General features: G+C 40.2%; 13 protein-coding genes. 5 read left to right on the top strand and 8 right to left on the bottom strand.

The window, feature by feature from the left end:
- Position 1 precedes the first annotated feature (1 nt).
- The 8 genes from MHN81_RS14575 to MHN81_RS14610 all read right to left on the bottom strand — a co-directional run bounded on the left by MHN81_RS14575 (position 2) and on the right by MHN81_RS14610 (position 11300).
- Positions 2–1951, bottom strand: a complete 1950-nt coding sequence (locus MHN81_RS14575; protein ID WP_023399142.1) for a DUF3488 and transglutaminase-like domain-containing protein — start codon at positions 1949–1951, stop codon at positions 2–4.
- Positions 1941–2891: a DUF58 domain-containing protein gene (locus MHN81_RS14580; protein ID WP_023399141.1), complete on the bottom strand. Its 951-nt coding sequence runs from the start codon at positions 2889–2891 to the stop codon at positions 1941–1943. Before MHN81_RS14580 ends, MHN81_RS14575 begins: the two co-directional genes overlap by 11 nt.
- Positions 2891–3802: an AAA family ATPase gene (locus MHN81_RS14585; RefSeq protein WP_023399140.1), complete on the bottom strand. Its 912-nt coding sequence runs from the start codon at positions 3800–3802 to the stop codon at positions 2891–2893. The genes MHN81_RS14580 and MHN81_RS14585 overlap by 1 nt, the downstream gene beginning before the upstream one ends.
- Positions 3799–4182, bottom strand: coding sequence for a response regulator (locus tag MHN81_RS14590; protein ID WP_023399139.1), 384 nt, complete (start codon positions 4180–4182; stop codon positions 3799–3801). The genes MHN81_RS14585 and MHN81_RS14590 overlap by 4 nt, the downstream gene beginning before the upstream one ends.
- Positions 4183–4391: 209 nt before the next feature.
- Entirely contained in the window at positions 4392–5276 is an 885-nt protein-coding gene (locus MHN81_RS14595) for a hypothetical protein (protein ID WP_023399138.1), read from the bottom strand.
- A 288-nt stretch (positions 5277–5564) separates the two neighbouring features.
- Entirely contained in the window at positions 5565–8312 is a 2748-nt protein-coding gene (locus MHN81_RS14600) for a zinc dependent phospholipase C family protein (RefSeq protein ID WP_023399137.1), read from the bottom strand.
- Positions 8313–9125: 813 nt separating this feature from the next.
- Complete coding sequence (locus MHN81_RS14605; RefSeq protein WP_239426056.1) at positions 9126–10064, bottom strand: aspartyl/asparaginyl beta-hydroxylase domain-containing protein; 939 nt, start codon at positions 10062–10064, stop codon at positions 9126–9128.
- A gap of 339 nt (positions 10065–10403) precedes the next feature.
- Positions 10404–11300, bottom strand: coding sequence for a LysR family transcriptional regulator (locus MHN81_RS14610; RefSeq protein ID WP_023399135.1), 897 nt, complete (start codon positions 11298–11300; stop codon positions 10404–10406).
- Between the two features lie 168 nt (positions 11301–11468).
- On the opposite strand from MHN81_RS14610, the gene MHN81_RS14615 reads away from it, so the two are divergent.
- The 5 genes from MHN81_RS14615 (at position 11469) to MHN81_RS14635 (ending at position 16775) form a co-directional block, all read left to right on the top strand.
- Positions 11469–12482: an NAD(P)-dependent alcohol dehydrogenase gene (locus tag MHN81_RS14615; protein ID WP_239426057.1), complete on the top strand. Its 1014-nt coding sequence runs from the start codon at positions 11469–11471 to the stop codon at positions 12480–12482.
- A 130-nt stretch (positions 12483–12612) separates the two neighbouring features.
- Positions 12613–13005 carry a hypothetical protein gene (locus MHN81_RS14620; protein ID WP_239426058.1) on the top strand — a complete coding sequence of 131 codons (393 nt, stop codon included), beginning with the start codon at positions 12613–12615 and terminating at the stop codon, positions 13003–13005.
- Between the two features lie 499 nt (positions 13006–13504).
- Complete coding sequence (locus MHN81_RS14625) at positions 13505–13957, top strand: hypothetical protein (RefSeq protein WP_239426059.1); 453 nt, start codon at positions 13505–13507, stop codon at positions 13955–13957.
- 322 nt (positions 13958–14279) lie between these two features.
- Positions 14280–15158, top strand: coding sequence for a hypothetical protein (locus tag MHN81_RS14630; protein ID WP_023399131.1), 879 nt, complete (start codon positions 14280–14282; stop codon positions 15156–15158).
- A gap of 300 nt (positions 15159–15458) precedes the next feature.
- Positions 15459–16775, top strand: coding sequence for a sphingomyelin phosphodiesterase (locus MHN81_RS14635; protein ID WP_239426060.1), 1317 nt, complete (start codon positions 15459–15461; stop codon positions 16773–16775).
- Positions 16776–16851: the final 76 nt, after the last annotated feature.

Below are 16851 nucleotides of genomic sequence, written 5' to 3' on the forward strand. Positions count from 1 at the left end.
ATTATTTTATTTTTGCCTTTTTTATTATTTGTCTATTCAGTTTAGAAAGCTTTCGATACTGCTGTGATGACAGTTGCACCTCGTTATATCGTGTGCTTTCAAACATATCGTAAAACTCAGAGAGCTCATTTTTGGCATGCGGCCATTTTGTTTTTAAGCATTCGAATATTTGCTTGGGCGTTAATTTATCAGATTTTAGTTCACCCAACACTAACAACTTATTATATATTCTTATTTCTTTGGGTTGTTTAAACCTTGCTCGTAGATTTATATAGATAAACCACGCGCCAAACACAACAATTAACAACAAAACGACACTTAGAGCTGGAAGTAATTTGTGCTTTTGCCCAAACAGAGTTTTGAGCAACGAGGTTTGTTTTTTGTCATCAAAATTCAATACCCAGCGGGTCCATTGAAAGTCAATTTGCTCGAGCTGCAAACGCAACCAGTTTATCGCTGCAATATTAGAGAATGCCTGAAGGCTAAAGCCTAAATTGTCTTTAAACTCTTGCTCCAAATCGGTTAGATCAGAAAGCGAACCCAGCATTCGCTCGGGCGCCACCCAAGTTGTTGGATCTAGCCTTTGCCAACCAAATTGCGGGACATAGTATTCAACCCAAGCGTGCGCATCATATTGATAAACCGCGTAATAACTACTTTCTTCATTAAACTGACCACCTAGATAACCAGACACTAGCCTAGTTGGTATACCAACTGAACGCATCAAAAACGCCGCTGACGACGCATAGTGTCCACAGAACCCAACTTGAGTGGAAAATAAAAATTCGTCTATAGCGTCGTTTGAGTTAATGCTTGGCGGAGACAGACTATACTGGAAACCTTGCGCTACAAAAAATGCCTCCATCTTTGCCAAGAACTCTGCGGTAGAGCCTGTGGTGCGGTCCCATTGCTTGGCTAACTCGATAGCTTTAGGGTTTATTCCATCTGGTAGGTGAGTATTTTGTCTATATTCCCATCGGGTGATCCGCGCATCGTCTAACTTTACCGGCGAGACATCGTATTGAATCGCTTTAGTACTTTGCTTTTTCTGGTAAATCGCACCAAAATGATTTGCTGCAATACCGCTGCTCGCAGGGATACCTTCACCCAAAGTGTACAACCAACGAGTATTGGATGGACTTGAAATAACAGAGTAAGGTTGCGCCACAGGCTCATAGGTTTTGTACAAAGGCCTTGTTTGCAGGCTAGACATAGCCCACTTTTTACCATCAAAACTATCGTGAATAATTGCACGCCAATAAAAGGGCGGTTTGAATTCATTTGATATCGGCAATAATGCCCGAAATGCTAACTCTGAAGAACGAGATAAATCCGAAATTTCAAAAGGGTCAACGTTTTCGGAAAGCCCTGTTGAGGCTGATTTAGCGTTTGGTAACTGCCAAAAAGGCGGTAATTTTGGTATTAACATCACCATGGCAATGGCCAAAGGTAGACTAAACACAAATTTGCGAACCGAGCTGTGTACTGATTTTTTTATTGCGACATGGTGTGTCACACTAAAAAGCTGTGACAAATTTAGCAGCAGCATGGCTGCAATCAGCAAAAATGCCAAGATATTCTGCGAAAACAAATAAAAACAGGGGTATGTAAAAAAGTTGAGAATGTAGACACTTTGAGCTTGCTTTTCCGTGGTCACTTGCAGCATTTTTAATGAGCACGCACCGAGCAGCATAGCGACAAACATCTCAATGGTATTTCTAAACCCAAGAGACAAAAACACCACAATAATAACCGTGACTGCGAGTAAGTTAACCACCAACTGAGACGGGTTTCTTACCGCCCCCACACAGGTACTCACTTTAAAAATGCAAATCAATAATATTGAAACACAAAAAACATAGCCCAGATTTTGAAACAATAACAGGGACATACCACAATATACCAAAGAGGTAATAAGTGTATTTCGCTGAACTAACTCGCTAGCATTCACTTAAGCTCTCCAAACATTGCACCGCATGACGCTCTCCACTTGCGGCGGGTATATGATTACCTGGGAGCTTTAGTGCAAATTCGTGCCCCAGCCTGTCTGCCTCAAGAACTTGGTGGCACAGCTTAGATAGCCGTGTTTCTTTTGTTCCCTCTATCATGGAGAAATCCAACACTAAGGTGATCCCATGGCTATCACCTACATAGTCTTTAACCAGTAATTCCTGATTTTTTGCAAAGTGCCGCCACGAAATCCGGTTCCTGTTCATACCTTGTTGATAGGGTTTCAGGCCTGAAAACTCATCAAGGCTATCTGACTTTTGAGCAATGACATCAGTATCATCATCCGAATCAATAGATTCACGTAAATCTAACTCACACTTTAGAGGTGTTGGGTATACATAAAATGTTTTATCCGATAACAGATAACTCCATACGTTTACCAGACCAAACGGGTAACAACTATGTATTTTGAATTTTCCGCCTGTGTATTTGCCTCTTTTTTCTAGGCTCAAGTTCACAACTAGACTGGAAGTCGACTCAAAAATATTTTTATCAAGCACACCCGAGCTTTGCCAATTAGCATTACTTATGCTCAACGAAAAGACTTCTTTCGACGCTGAGAGTTTAAATTTTGCGTCATTATGGTTGCCACTATAATTGTTTTTTACATCAAGTAATTCCAGCTTCAATCCGTGTAAATTAAAATACCCGTAAAACAAAGAAGAGATTTGGAGCATTAGCATCAAGTAGGCAACCCCTAAAATAAGGTTATTTTGGTAGTTGATGCCGATGATGAAGTTTAACAACGCAAACAATAAAAAAAAGAGTCCGCGTAGTGAAGGTACTACGTAAATATTATCGTGAGAAAAGGTGATGCTGTTGGCGCTGTGCTTTTTAGCAATGACTTTATCAATCCAGCCTTTATAAAGCGACTTTGCCATTACAAAGGCACCACAACTCTTTCAAAAATTGCCTCAACGGCAGAATCCTGCTCACTACAAGGGATATTTAATCTGTGGCCTGCGACGCAACCAAAGACTGCTTGAACATCATCCGGTAACGTGTAATCTCTACCAGAAATCAACGCATAAGCTCTAGCAGACAATCCGAGTGCAATACTCGCACGTGGAGAGAGTGGATCACTAAATTCGCCCGAGTCTCGCGTGTAGCTCACTAGATCAAGGATGTACTGCACAATAGGCTCAGCTAATTTAACGTCCATGACCGCATTTTGCAGCTCGAAAAGTTGTTCATCACTAATGGAGCAGCTCAAGTCATTCATGTTCAATGTCCGCTTATTTCCTGAAACTATAAGACTTTTTTCGACCTGCGCGTCCGGGTAACCCAAGCTTATTCGCATGAAAAAACGGTCTAGTTGAGACTCAGGCAGAGGGTGAGTTCCAGACTGATGCAACGGGTTTTGTGTAGCAATTACAAAAAATGGTTGCGCCAATGGGTGAGTCTGGCCATCAATAGTTACTTGCCCCTCTTCCATCGCTTCTAAAAGTGCACTTTGGGTTTTTGGGCTAGCACGGTTTATTTCGTCTGCTAGCAATATTTGGCTGAAAATTGGACCTGGGTGAAAATCAAAGGAATGGGTCTGGGAATTAAATATACTGGACCCTGTGATATCGGCAGGAAGCAGATCACTGGTAAATTGCACTCTTTGATAACTTAGCCCAAGAACATTGGCCAACCCATGCGATAAGGTCGTTTTACCCATTCCAGGCAAGTCTTCAATTAACAAGTGACCTTTACTCAATAAACAACACAAAGCCAACTTCAACTGCTCATTCTTTCCCAAAATCAATTGAGAAAGATTTTCTATTATTTTATTTGTAACTGGGTTCATGCAATCATTTCTAATCTTTTCATCACTGTATCTACTTTTTTAGCGTTAAATGGCTTCGCAATAAAGCCTTTTGCGCCTAACTCCCAAGTATTTTGAACATTCTCTAGACTGTTGTGACCGGAGCACATGATGACATGTGTATTGGGGAATTGGTCATTGACGTATTCAAGAATTTGAGTGCCATCGGTATCTGGCAGCTCTATGTCTAAAAAAAGCACATTGGGTGATTTTGATTCGAGTAACGGTTTAGCTGAAGTAAAATCCTTTGATTCGTATATTTCTTCGAATCCTAAGTTTTCTAAAATATCAATTAAGTAGCTTCGTACTTCTTCAACATCATCGATTATGAGTATAGGTTCTAAAGGTCTAACAAGTTCCATATTGTAATGCTATCTGACAACGACTGGCTTAATACTAAGGCATGGCGACAATGAGCTCAATGGTTTATTTTTATCAAGGCTGCAACCTAACTTAGTACAATTATTTACTCATTCTTGAATATAGTATACAAAAGAAGAGCAACCAAGCTTTAATACTGATTTGCGGTTATATTTTATTGGTAAGTTACATACCTAACGCTTTGATTTAATTAACGTCGAGTAGGCTGAAGTGATGCAACATATTGTTCTATATATGCTTTGAGTTTTTTGTGTTCTGATGCTTGCAAGTAGTCATAGTGCGCTTTTAAAAACGCCTCTTTGTCATAACTTTGTAACAAAACTTCATTCACTCTTGCGATAAATTTATTGCTTTCATCGGTTTTATTGCACATAAACTGACCGATAACCACTTTAGGTGAACCTGCAACACGGTAAGATCTAACAGGTATATTGACATTATTGCTATAACGGTGAAATTCAGAAGGGTAGTTTAATGAAAAATCAACTCTTTTAGAGATGAACATTCTATATACAGTTTCATAGTGATCCGCACCTCCACGAAGAATGATATTTTCCTTGTTGACGGCAGAGATCTGCGCGTCCAAAAAATCTCCGTAAGAGAAGCTCTCGGCGATAACAATCGCACTATTATCATATACCTTGAACAGGTCAAGTAAGGAGGTGATTTCGCCCTCTGCGTTTAATACTGCTTTCGAAGCCTTGGATAAATCATGATGGGAATAGAGCTTGTGCGCCCAATAAAAATTAACTGGTAGGCTAAAGAGATACCGTAATTTCCTCGGTTCATTTTTTATCATGTTAATAATACAAGAGGGGACTTGAGTCTGTTGTATTGATTTAAAGGCACGCTTACGGCTAGATTTCACATAACGTATATCAATATCCTTTATCTGAGACAATACCAACTGATTGGTCGCACCAGCAATATTTTCTGGCTGCCGAGTCTTAGTACTCAGTAGCTCAAAGTCCAGCTGATCATCAAGAAAGATACGTATACCCTGAGCTGACGAATTACTGCAAAAGGTGCAAGATGCCACGACTAACAAGTATGCAAACTTATCACTGCAACGCACTATTCAAGCCTCTATTTATTAACATCTATTCAATTGTAGCCGAGATTTGTGCTTGTCCCACATTTAAAGGGGAAATATGCGGTGAATAGGGTTAACTCACCTTTACAAATATTCTAAAAGACGGCTCTAACATCATATAGGAGATACTTAACTCATTCTGCAAAAAGTTTAGAAAACGGTTTGTTTGTTCTTGGGCTTAGGTCGACCAGGAAGCTTGACTTTGTTGGAGACAATAACTATTACATAGGCAAAAGTAGAGCACGGCGTGGTTACCGCGCTCTACTGTCATTATAGAATCATTTGACCCACAGTTATAAGCAATGGCGCCAAGCAACTTTTATCCCTCTCTCCTGAAGGAAACGGGTTGGCATTGCAAGTGTGATAAGGATAACTGCCAGACATCGCCCCCTGCTCAATCAAAGCAGGTGATAGTGGACCCACGAATAACCTTCTGAACAAAGTATTTCGAACCGGCTCTTTCCAAATACTGAATAATTGCTCCGAAGAGTATTTTGTCCAAGGAGATTGTGTATAGTTTTTATCTCCTCTTGGCAACGGTGGTGATACATCTAACCACTGGTGATTTCCGTCTATATTTGCAAAAGAATCCACAATTAAGTTATCGCGAACACTTGGGTCAATAGGCTGCCCAATATGCTGATATAACTGAGTAATGCCTTGCTCATCCAATAAGCTTAGCTTTGTCAAAGTGATCGCGTTTGCAACTACAGCAAAGTTTTGTGGGTTGAACTGTCCATTTGTAGTCGCCATTTCCTCACGGAGTTTCTGTGCAAAATCGTCGATGACAACCAGAGACTTTCCGGGCGCTGTGCGCGTAAATGCTTGGTTAATCAAAGCGTCAGTGATCGGCTTATTCTGTAGTTCGATAAACTCTTGGTATGGTTTCGGCAACTTACCAATGAACTCTTTTGTTAAACGCTCTACTAACTTTTCCTTCATTGCATCAAGCAACTTCTGCTCGAGCTCTTTAATCTCTTTTAGGTGAGGTGCACCAAGAGCCGCAGACAAACTTCCGGCTTCTGCAACAATCGTTGTTACATTACTCAGCGCAGTTTTTATATTGCCAACATTTGCCATGGTATCGCATCCGCTGATTTGGCTGGCAACGCCGATCAACTGAGGCTGATAACATTTGAGCCAATGCGTCAATGGGTCCATAGCACTTGCATTAGGGTTAATCGTATTAACAATTGCCTGTGATGCAGCCTTAACGTACTCGGAGTTTGCTTTATCTATGTCCTTCGCCCAATTTTTCAATAGAGATTGAACTGGGCTGGTAGTCTCACGTGCGGCGTGGTTCAGCGCTTGAATCGCCGCTTTAACCTCAATGATAGAAGTCATAGCGCTGTTTAGTTCACGCTGCAAATCTGGAATGGTATTTTTTAATTCTGCTTCGGTATCGACAAGTTTCTTAGCTAGGCTATTTTTCTTATTGGTGAGCTTTATCACGTTGCTAAACAACTCACCAGTTACTTTTTTACAAAACGCATGACCACGGCCATCACTAATTCCACCACCTTGACCTGCGAGCGTAACCGTTATCTTTTCGCCCGGCAATAGATCTACAACCGCAGCATCAATCAATGCGATTTTCTGAGCCAGCATTTCTAGATGTTTTCTCGGAAAAAGAATAGCATAGACAATATCCCGTTCTATTTCTTGAGCCAAGAATGCCTTTTCATACTCTTCAAAGGTTCTTCCATCTAGTAAAAAATTCCTCTCAAGCAAAAGTTGCTGTTTAGTACCTGTAAAGGCGTGGCTCCACTTTGGCTTCGAACTCCCTCCAAGAAACCCACCCGGATCTAGTGGGTTAAAATCACTACCAAATATAGATTTTATTAATTTGAGACCAGGGTCTGTCTCTTTAACAAATTTAAGGAGTCCAGCAGGGTCTAAAAGTTTTTCATTTAAAAATAATTCACATGCTGCCTCATGATGTTTCGCATCGAGCTGAAGGACTGTTGTTTCTAACTCATTTTTAAGGCTAATATAACGATGCTTTTGCTCTTTGAATTTATTGTTAATACGATAGAACTCACCGTAAATTTGGCTATCTACTTTCAAAAGGGACTGGTTAATTTTAATATCTAACGCGTCAAGTTTCTCAGTTACTATGTTTCCTTCATCAAGAACTTGCTGAAGCAACTTCTGAATATCCTCCGCCTGACTTTGAGATAGGTCAATATCATAATAATACGCTATCGCTCGGATGATTAAGCTGTCGACGGCAATCCACATTTCATCATTCGCCATTGTGTTAACGGCATCTTTAAACAACTTTACAGCTCTCAAATGTGGTGCAGCCTGAGATGAATATTGAAATGAAGCGTTATCATCATATATCAGGCTATCTCTAATATAATCATAATATGCCTGACTCGCCCCGACATTCTGCCAATTACTACCCAATAATGCATTGTTATGGTTTTTCAAAGGCGGGGTGTATTTTCCAATAAATGATTCTAGTAAAAAATGACGTTGTTCCACCACTGTTTCTGTATCCGTCAGCTCAAATACGTCACCGGAATACTGATTTACATAGGTGTGCGCAAATACATCTGAAGCAGCATGAGCTAAAAATCCATAAGCGACCACACGTGCGATTTCTCGTCTATCTTCATAATTGGGGTCTTTTTTTTCACTAGTTAGATATTGGTAATGCGCATTGTCCGCCTCAGTGATTTTATCGTACAGAAACCTTAACCAGTCATTGGTCTGCCACGCACCAGGGGCAAGACCTCCGGGGTGGATCAGTAATTGACCGGCCACTACGTCGGGAAATGCGTCTGGCCCTAAAGTGGACAGTAGATACTCGCTCTTATTATTTAAAATGGCATCTCTAGTCGCTGCTGAGACAGGGATATTTAAATATTCACTACCGACTTTTAAGGTGAGCTTTCCATCTTGAAGATCATTGATAATCTGTTGGCCTATCCAGATATGCGTATCAATTTTAAAAGCATTTGTATAAAATGAAAAAAGCAACATTACTGCTGAAAATATGAGCTTATTCAATAGTTTTCCTAAATCATTAAATTTGGCAGCAACTTTATATAAACAATATTATTTTGCAATGCCTGATAAAACCTTTATAAATAGTTTTATATAATCTAGCCAAAACTCGAAAACGAATAAAATCAATTAAAAATACAAAAATATTAAGTATGTCACTCGCTCCCAAAGTCGATACAGTATTAGCAGTTAAGATCGATGAATAGTGACTTCAAGCTAGAATTTTCTCAAGCATACAAACAGTGAAATCAAAAAAAGATAACTGCTTTTGCTCCTCTTTACGGTAAAACTATAAAACATCAATTGACCAATTAAATACCAACCATTGAATGCAAGAAAGTAGTGTTGACTACTTCTTAATTCGCATTATTTTGTATTAAAGGTGCTTCCAATAATTGATAAAGTGTTGCTCGTTTTAGACAACATACTTCTTTTATGAGTGTTTAATTGTTTTGTTGGTGTTAGACATCTCGTGAGATTGAGTATTAATAAACACAGCATATATCACTGGTAGCAATACTTAAGTAAGTACAGTAGCAAAGGTTAATCCAAAGGCAATTACCACCGCCATAGACGAAAAGAATACATCCCACACCAATGGAGTAACACCTAGCACAGTTGTTAGAGCTTCCTTCATTACAAGCCGTACGCGACTTGCTGCGGAATCTGTAACCACATCCTAACGGGGTTTACCTTCTCTTATTTCGCCATCCATTTGATCGACCAACACTACAGCCGACACACAGTCTTGTAAAAGGCACGCTAGTGTCAAAGCCAAACAACACATGTTATATGCTATTTGGCTAGGCTCAAAATCTAAAATACCGTTTCTAGCAAAGTCAAAGAGGCATAAATAAGCGCCATTAAGATAACTATGAGCAAAGTATTAAATGCCCATTTTATAGGGTAGTATATTTTTTTATTGGTCTGTTTTAACCGCTTTGCACTGTTTAAAATAGGCGCAATTTTACTAAACAAACCATTGACTGCACCTGCTTGATCGCCTGGCAAGTTGGGCACTAACATCATTCTCACTAGCTTTTTGTATAGTCGATTAAACACTCTGCCAAACAAGCCCAATGGTCGCTCGATATCACACATTAAAATTAGTCGAGGTTTGTCAGTATTATTTTCGACAAAATGTAGGTAGGTTTCATCGAAAATAAATGCTTCACCATTTCGCCATACTTGCTTTTTTCCGTCGACATTAATAAAGCAGTCTGGGCTATTTGGCGTGTCTAGTGCCAAATGATACCTAAACGAGCAAGCAATTGGGTCGAGATGACGGGTTAACTTTGACCCGGCTGGTAAAATTGTAAACATTGCCCCATTGACACTTGGAATTTGCTCTAGCAGCTTTATTGTATTTGGGCATAAATCTTTAGCTGAATTTAGGGTTGTACCATACCAAGTGCAATAGAATTTACTCCAACCGTATTTATAAAATGTCCTAAACCCGACATCATAAAAGCTTAAATTGTCTTTGCTAGTCGTCTTTTCAAAGTAGCCTAAGTGATATAATTTATTCACTTCTTTACTTATTTCTTGCCAATTATCTTGTAATTCTGCTAACCCTTTAAACTGACTTGGGTCAACAAAAGCACTTCTCGCGCCTCGTTTTGTAGAGAGATATAAAAGCACATTTAATGGAGCAAATATCGGCCAGCCCTTACGCAAATATTCAACAAAACTAACAAACCTTGCTTGGCCCCTAAACTTATATACATATAATATTGATAAGGTTGTAAAAGACATTATAAGAATCAATATATAAAAACTAATCATTCCACCACCGCCAGAACAGATAATTCAAAGTTCACACATATTTAGTTTCCTAAGTAAGTGCCCGTTTCATACTATGTTTTACCTAAACATAACCTTTGAACCTTTCTAGAGACTTACACATGGACAGTTTTGTACGTTGGATCACCATGGGCCTCAGGGCATGTATGTCTCAGACAATACGCTCAGTTTGATTAACTTTTAATAAGTGCGGGCTAAAGGTGACCTAAGAAAATACGGGGACCATATATTCCTAGAAATAAGTAGGTATCTGCTGGACGAATAAAACAGTAATAGGCTTGACCTAAACTCTTAATCTAGCTTGCTGCAAATCACGGCGATTTGTTCTACAACCCATTTATAAAAAGGATCATTTGCTGTTTTTTGGTGCCAAGCAAGCACTACATTGAAACCAGGTGGGTAGTCTGGTAATTCTATTTCTTTAAGCTTTGGATCCGGCAACATTCTTTTTGGAATAAATGCTACTACATCAGATTGGTACACATATTCACTCATAATTTTAAATGATGGAATCGATGCGACAATATTCCGCTCAACCTGATACTTTTTAAACCATTCGCTGGAGGAACCTCTTAGATTTGCACGGGCAGGAGACACAATTAAGTGATTCAAGTTATTAAGCTCTTGAATGTTGATACGCTCACTCAATGCACTCCTTGCACTGGTCACGAGTTGATAGCTTTCATTGTAGAGGCGTTTATACGGGATATTTGGGTCCAAAAACTCAGGTATAGTGATTGCAAAATCGACTGTGCCCTTTGTCAACGACTCGGTTAGAGTTTCAATTTCTAGGTCTTTAATAATGAGTTTGATATTTGGCGCTATTTTCCTGAAATGGCAAAACAACGCCGTAGTCACAACTTGCTGTGCGTAATCAGTGGACGAAATCACGATTGTCCTCTCAACTTCTTTTGGATCAAAGTCATCAGTAAGAACCGCGCCTTCCAATACGTTTAAAACCCCCTCAAGCATTTTACCTAACGACAATGCCTTAGGCGTGGGCGCAATACCTCTACCATGACGCACAAAAAGTTGATTGTTAAAAATTGCTCTTAGAGACTTAAGTTGAATACTCACAGCTTGTTGGCTGACATTCAAAGATTCGGCTACTCTGCTAATACTTTGCTTTTCGAGTAGCAAAAGAAGCAAGCGCATTTGCTTGACATCCAGCTTATCCAATTCAGTCATTTACCACATCAACTCACAATTATTTACTTGTTAATATTACAATAAGCACAATATTTTTCTAGTTATTTTGTTTTATTAAAATGGCCTTACTTTGGTTGGTCTAAGTTCAGGCTTGCCAATTCATAAACCACTTAAAGCAACTAAGTTAAATGTTCGGAGTACAAATAAATGCAGTCAATAAAGGTAAAAAAAGCGGGTGGATTGGAAAACATATATGTATCTAAAGATACAGAATCTCCAGCTCCGGCAAAAGGAGAGATCAAAGTACAGATACTGGCAAGCTCTCTGAACTATCATGATTACTTAGTTGCAGACGGAAAATTACCACTCGATCAAGAGCGAGTGCTGCTTTCAGATGGTGCGGGTGTGGTTGTTGAAGTCGGCCAAGGTGTTACTGAATTTAAAGAGGGCGATCATGTCGTTTCGACATTCTTCCCACAATGGCTTTCGGGAAGCCCAACCCACGCAGTTGGAGATTTTGCTAAGACGCCAGGTGATGGAGTAGACGGTATGGCTGCTGAGTATGTAACGAGGGAAGCCTCTGCATTTACGCTCGCTCCTATGGGGTGGTCTCACCTTGAAGCTTCAACGATAACCACCGCAGGCTTAACTGCATGGCGCGCACTGGTGAGCGACGGTAACTTAAAAGCCGGTGAAACAATCGTTACTTTGGGAACTGGCGGTGTATCTTTAGCAGCACTGCAAATCGGTAAAATGTTTGGCGCTAAGGTGATTGTCACTTCCTCCTCTGACGAAAAGCTGCAAAGTGCAAAAGCACTAGGTGCAGATCACATCATTAATTATAAAACTAACCCGCTATGGGCTGAAGATGTATTAGCTATCACAGATGGGAAGGGCGCAGAACACATAATTGAGGTAGGTGGACCGGGCACACTTGCCCAATCTGTTGAATCCGTTGCTGTTGGCGGAAATATCTACCTAATAGGCGTATTAACTGGCTTTGAAGGCAATCTGCCAACTGCACAATTGATGTTTAAACAGGCACGACTACAAGGTCTGCTGGTGGGGAGTCGAAGCCAACAACAAGATTATGTAAAAGCACTCGAAGCCAATAATGTGAGACCTGTAATAGACAAAGTCTTCGATTACGACTCTCTTGCCGATGCGTTTCGATATCAAGTATCAGGCTCACATTTTGGTAAAATTTGTGTTCAGTGGTAACTAAAACTCACAACTGAACTCACCTCAACTAAGCAATTTACACAGCGCCTTCTTTGCATTTTCACTAACACTGGCATAAGCTCCAAAATGACGCTCATGTCAGTGTTTTGATATCACTTGGGAGGACTGCATGCGTGAACATGGTAACTTTGAGATGTACATTAAAGGGCAAACCATTGTTGTTGACGCCATGGGTGCTTGGAATCTTGAGACCGCTTTGCGTTGGAGCGATGAGTACCAAAAAAATGTTCACCTACTTGCTGGCAAACCATGGGCGTGTTTAGTCAACTTAACACAATTTGAACTATTGGTCCCAGAGGCTTGGGCGCATATAAAACGCTATAGCCAGTGGAGTAATGAGCAAAATCAGCAGTACGAAGCTGTTGTTTGTGGCGCTTCATATCAGCAAGCCTTAGTTGAAATGATCCACGAAGCAATGCCTAATGTTGATACACAAATCTTTCTAAACTTAGGTGACGCTAAATCTTGGCTAGCGCACAAGGGCATGTTTTACGAACAGTAGAATCTTTAAAAGTCGTAAATACACTTAGCTACACGTTAAAGCACAAATCAAACCATAGACAGCATAGCTACGAATACAGCTCCCCATATAATTTTCACTTTTGAACTGCTTCAAGCTTGCTGCGTTTAGTGTCAGTCATCAGCATGAGACGCCTTACGGGGAAGTAAACAGCGCGCAGTTAGTAGACATACTACTTGATGCTGGACAGATAAAATGCAAAGAGAGTGTATTGCATATCTATAAACATTAAATGTTGGCATTCGTTTTCCTACAACCAACCCCATCGAACTGGATTGAGACCAGACTTACACAGGGGTGCTCGTATCTTAAATGAGTCCCCAAAAAACTACTGTCGTAATTTCAATTGCCTACATCTTTCTCGCAAATTGCTCGAAATAATTTAATAGTTTTATTTGTAACTTTACTAGCCTTGTTGCTAAACATAAGGGTGTAAATCACGATTATTCACAAGTATGCCAACTAAACTGGGAGTAGGGATATGGCTCTTAAAGCGACCACAACCGCACAAGATGCTTACATCGAGCTTTTTGAAAGACATCATAGTCAGTCTCATAACGAACTTATCGAAAAACTCAATGAGGTGGCAGTCAAGTTATATGCAATTCCGATGGATAATCACTACATTAGAGACGCGATATTGGTTGAAGTATCAAAAGCTTTAATGGAAACCAAAAAGTACTTTCGCACACTCGAGTCTAACAACCCGCGAAACCATGAGACAGAGGGCAAACTAGTGATGCTGTGGGGGTTAGCCGCAGCACCATTAGGGTATATAGACCAGGATTTAGCAATATTATGTGCTTTGGAAGAGGAGAACTGGTTGCACCCGGACGGTTGGACTTGCGAAGAAATAATCGACTTTGGCGTTAAACTTGATTTAATCTCCCGTACATTTATGAGGTTGTCGTTCCCAGTCTCTGTATGGCACTAACCTTGTCAATATCAGCTGAGCACTGAAAACATGCTCAGCAGCTCTAAACAAGGAACACTGCGAATCAACCACTTGAATAGCGAGAAGAAAAAGGGGAATTGGCTAATCCTTTTCGCTAAGTAATCTGTGCGGACCAAATATTCGGATCTTGTAATTCAGCGTAGCATTTTCGTTTAGTACACCAAAATACCTTAACCCAGTAACCAAACTGCCGCCTTTTAAATTGTCGATACGTTAACTAAACTAATGATTGGTATCTATCTTACGCCTTTGTAATTGAACGAAAGCACTTGCGGCTTTCACTGAGAAAAGGAGTGGGAAAATGAGACTCGCCAAGAGATGGGCTTGGGCATGTATGCTACCTTTTTTTATGTGGACAAATGAATGCTTGGCCAATAAAGCCCGCATATACCTTGATGAGGAAGATGAACTTAAAGTATTTACTTCATTAACTGCACCTTCAAACATTGCCGGGGCAACAAATAAGTTGCTATTTGATGCATTAGGCAATGATTCAATAGAATTCGTGCTATCGAGTTACAACAGAGCACTGCGAGAGATGCAGTCTAAGACCCGCGCGATTTGCACCATTAATCGCATCAAAACGGCTGAACGCGAAGCCTCTTTTTTATTTAGTTTGCCGGTAAACTTTTACCTCAGCCGGAGGTTATATCAGCATGAATCGGCAAGAAAACTGACAAATGCAGTGCTCAACTCAAATGGTGAAATACGCTCATTGCAAACCTTGTTCAAAGTATACAGCAGTAAGTTGATCGCACTGTCTGACAATATGTCTTACGGGCCTTTTTTAGATGACCAATTAAAGCAAGTCGATAGCAGTAACAAAGTCATACGAAGTGGCAGTGAACAATACGAAACCATATACAGAATGTTCCGCTTACAGCGAGTCGACTATCTACTTGGATACCCGGCAGAGGTATTTCGCCATGTTAAAAATGATGGGGCAAGGTATCGTACGTATAAAATAGCAGGGACGCCGACTATTATCCTCGGCCACGTCATGTGTAATAAAACACCTAGCAGTCAGGCGCTAATAAAAACAATTAATAAAGCTATGCGCAAAATATACAAGACAGAGCCTTTTGTCGCCGCCCATTTGAATTTTTTGCCACCGAGCGAATACACAGTTACGCAATCTATCATTGAAAAGTACAGATATAAATTGGACGAAAAGAAGTAAAACCTTGATTCAAAATAGGTAGTCCTCGCCCCCTCGTAAGGCTCACTTTTGAGGTATAAAACCTTTTCGAGTTCATACAAAAACTCATGGCAGAAAAAGCTTTATATTTTAAAGTTAGTTAAACCTGTCAGTAGATAAAAATAATTCAAATAAATCATAACTATACAAGTAAACCCAACATACCCGTAAATTTTAATCCCAAATACAAGCTGGTCTATACCAATTCACAGAAAAGACATGATATTGAAATATTGTTTGTGAATAATTCTTCGCAACTTTAACCACTAAAAAGAAAAATATATGAAATTTCAATCATTATGTCTTGTAGCAGCAATGCTTTCCACGTCGGTACTTGCCGACAGTGACATCTATGTAACGAACAATAGCGACCAAGTTTTAAATATCTCGGTCGAACATACTGGCTCCGATTTAATGGAGTATGGAGATGAATGGTCTCAACACACAACGCAGTTAAACCCTTATGAAACCCGTATGGTTTTAAGCTTTAATCGCTATTATGGCGCTAAGTCTGGTCACAATTACCAATTTAAAACAAAGGTGACAACGCAATCAGGCGAGGTTATCAACTTGCAACAAAATATGAAGGGCACTTGGTACGGCTCCACGATCACGCACAGTGCACATGGACAAGATTTTAGCTCCGGCAATTTTAGCGATAGAAACATCCACAGATATCAATCAAACCTAGGCGTATCATCATTACCGGCAGAAGTCGCTTTTAAGGCCAAAGCAACGGCCAGATATGACGACTTTTATTATTCCATTACACCATCAAACCAAGACGAAACTGCCAACCCAGCACCAGAGCAACTTAAAGTCATGACATACAACATTTGGGCGCTCCCTGTGATTGCGTCCCATATTTCCGATCGCATGACTTTAATCCCTGATTATCTAAAAGGGTACGATGCATTGCTACTTCAAGAAGTCTTTCATTCACAACGAGAATCTTTCCTGCGCGAAATCGCCACTGAGTATCCATACCAAACCAAAATGTTAGATAAGTCTGGCGTCAATATTTACGACGGAGGGGTGATCATTGTCAGCCGTTATCCAATCGTCAACCAAGCGCAATATGTTTTCCCTGACTGCTCTAGTACAGATTGTTTTGCTGATAAAGGCGTTAATTACGCAGAAATCATAAAAGACGGCGAAGCGTACCATCTGTTTGCGACTCATACTGCGTCGAGTGATACAGATACAGCGCGTCAACACCGACAATTACAGTTTAAACAAATACGCAGTTTGGCAACGAGTTTAAATATTCCAAGCAATGAAACTGTTGTTTATGGAGGCGACTTTAACGTCAATAAACTTAAGTTCCCTGGAGACTATACCAATATGCTCGCAAATTTAGCTGCATCCGCTCCTCAATACGCTGGCTATACCAGCTCAACTTTTGATCCTCGTGTAAATTCATTTGCAAAAAAAGCGGGCGATACGGTTGAGTATCTCGATTACATTGTTGTCAGTGACGAATACAAAGCAACTCAAAGCAATGTGAATGAAGTCAAAGTGCCTCGCAGCACTGATCAGAGTATTTGGGAGCATTGGGATCTGTCTGATCACTTCCCAGTAAAAGCAGTGATCAAGTAACTTAGCTTATTGGAGTGGGCTTATTAAAAAGCTCGCTCCAACACAATTGAAACGAAAAGGTAAAACCCTAAAGGTT

The organism is Pseudoalteromonas sp. Of7M-16 (genome assembly GCF_022347805.1).
GTDB lineage: Bacteria > Pseudomonadota > Gammaproteobacteria > Enterobacterales > Alteromonadaceae > Pseudoalteromonas > Pseudoalteromonas luteoviolacea_F.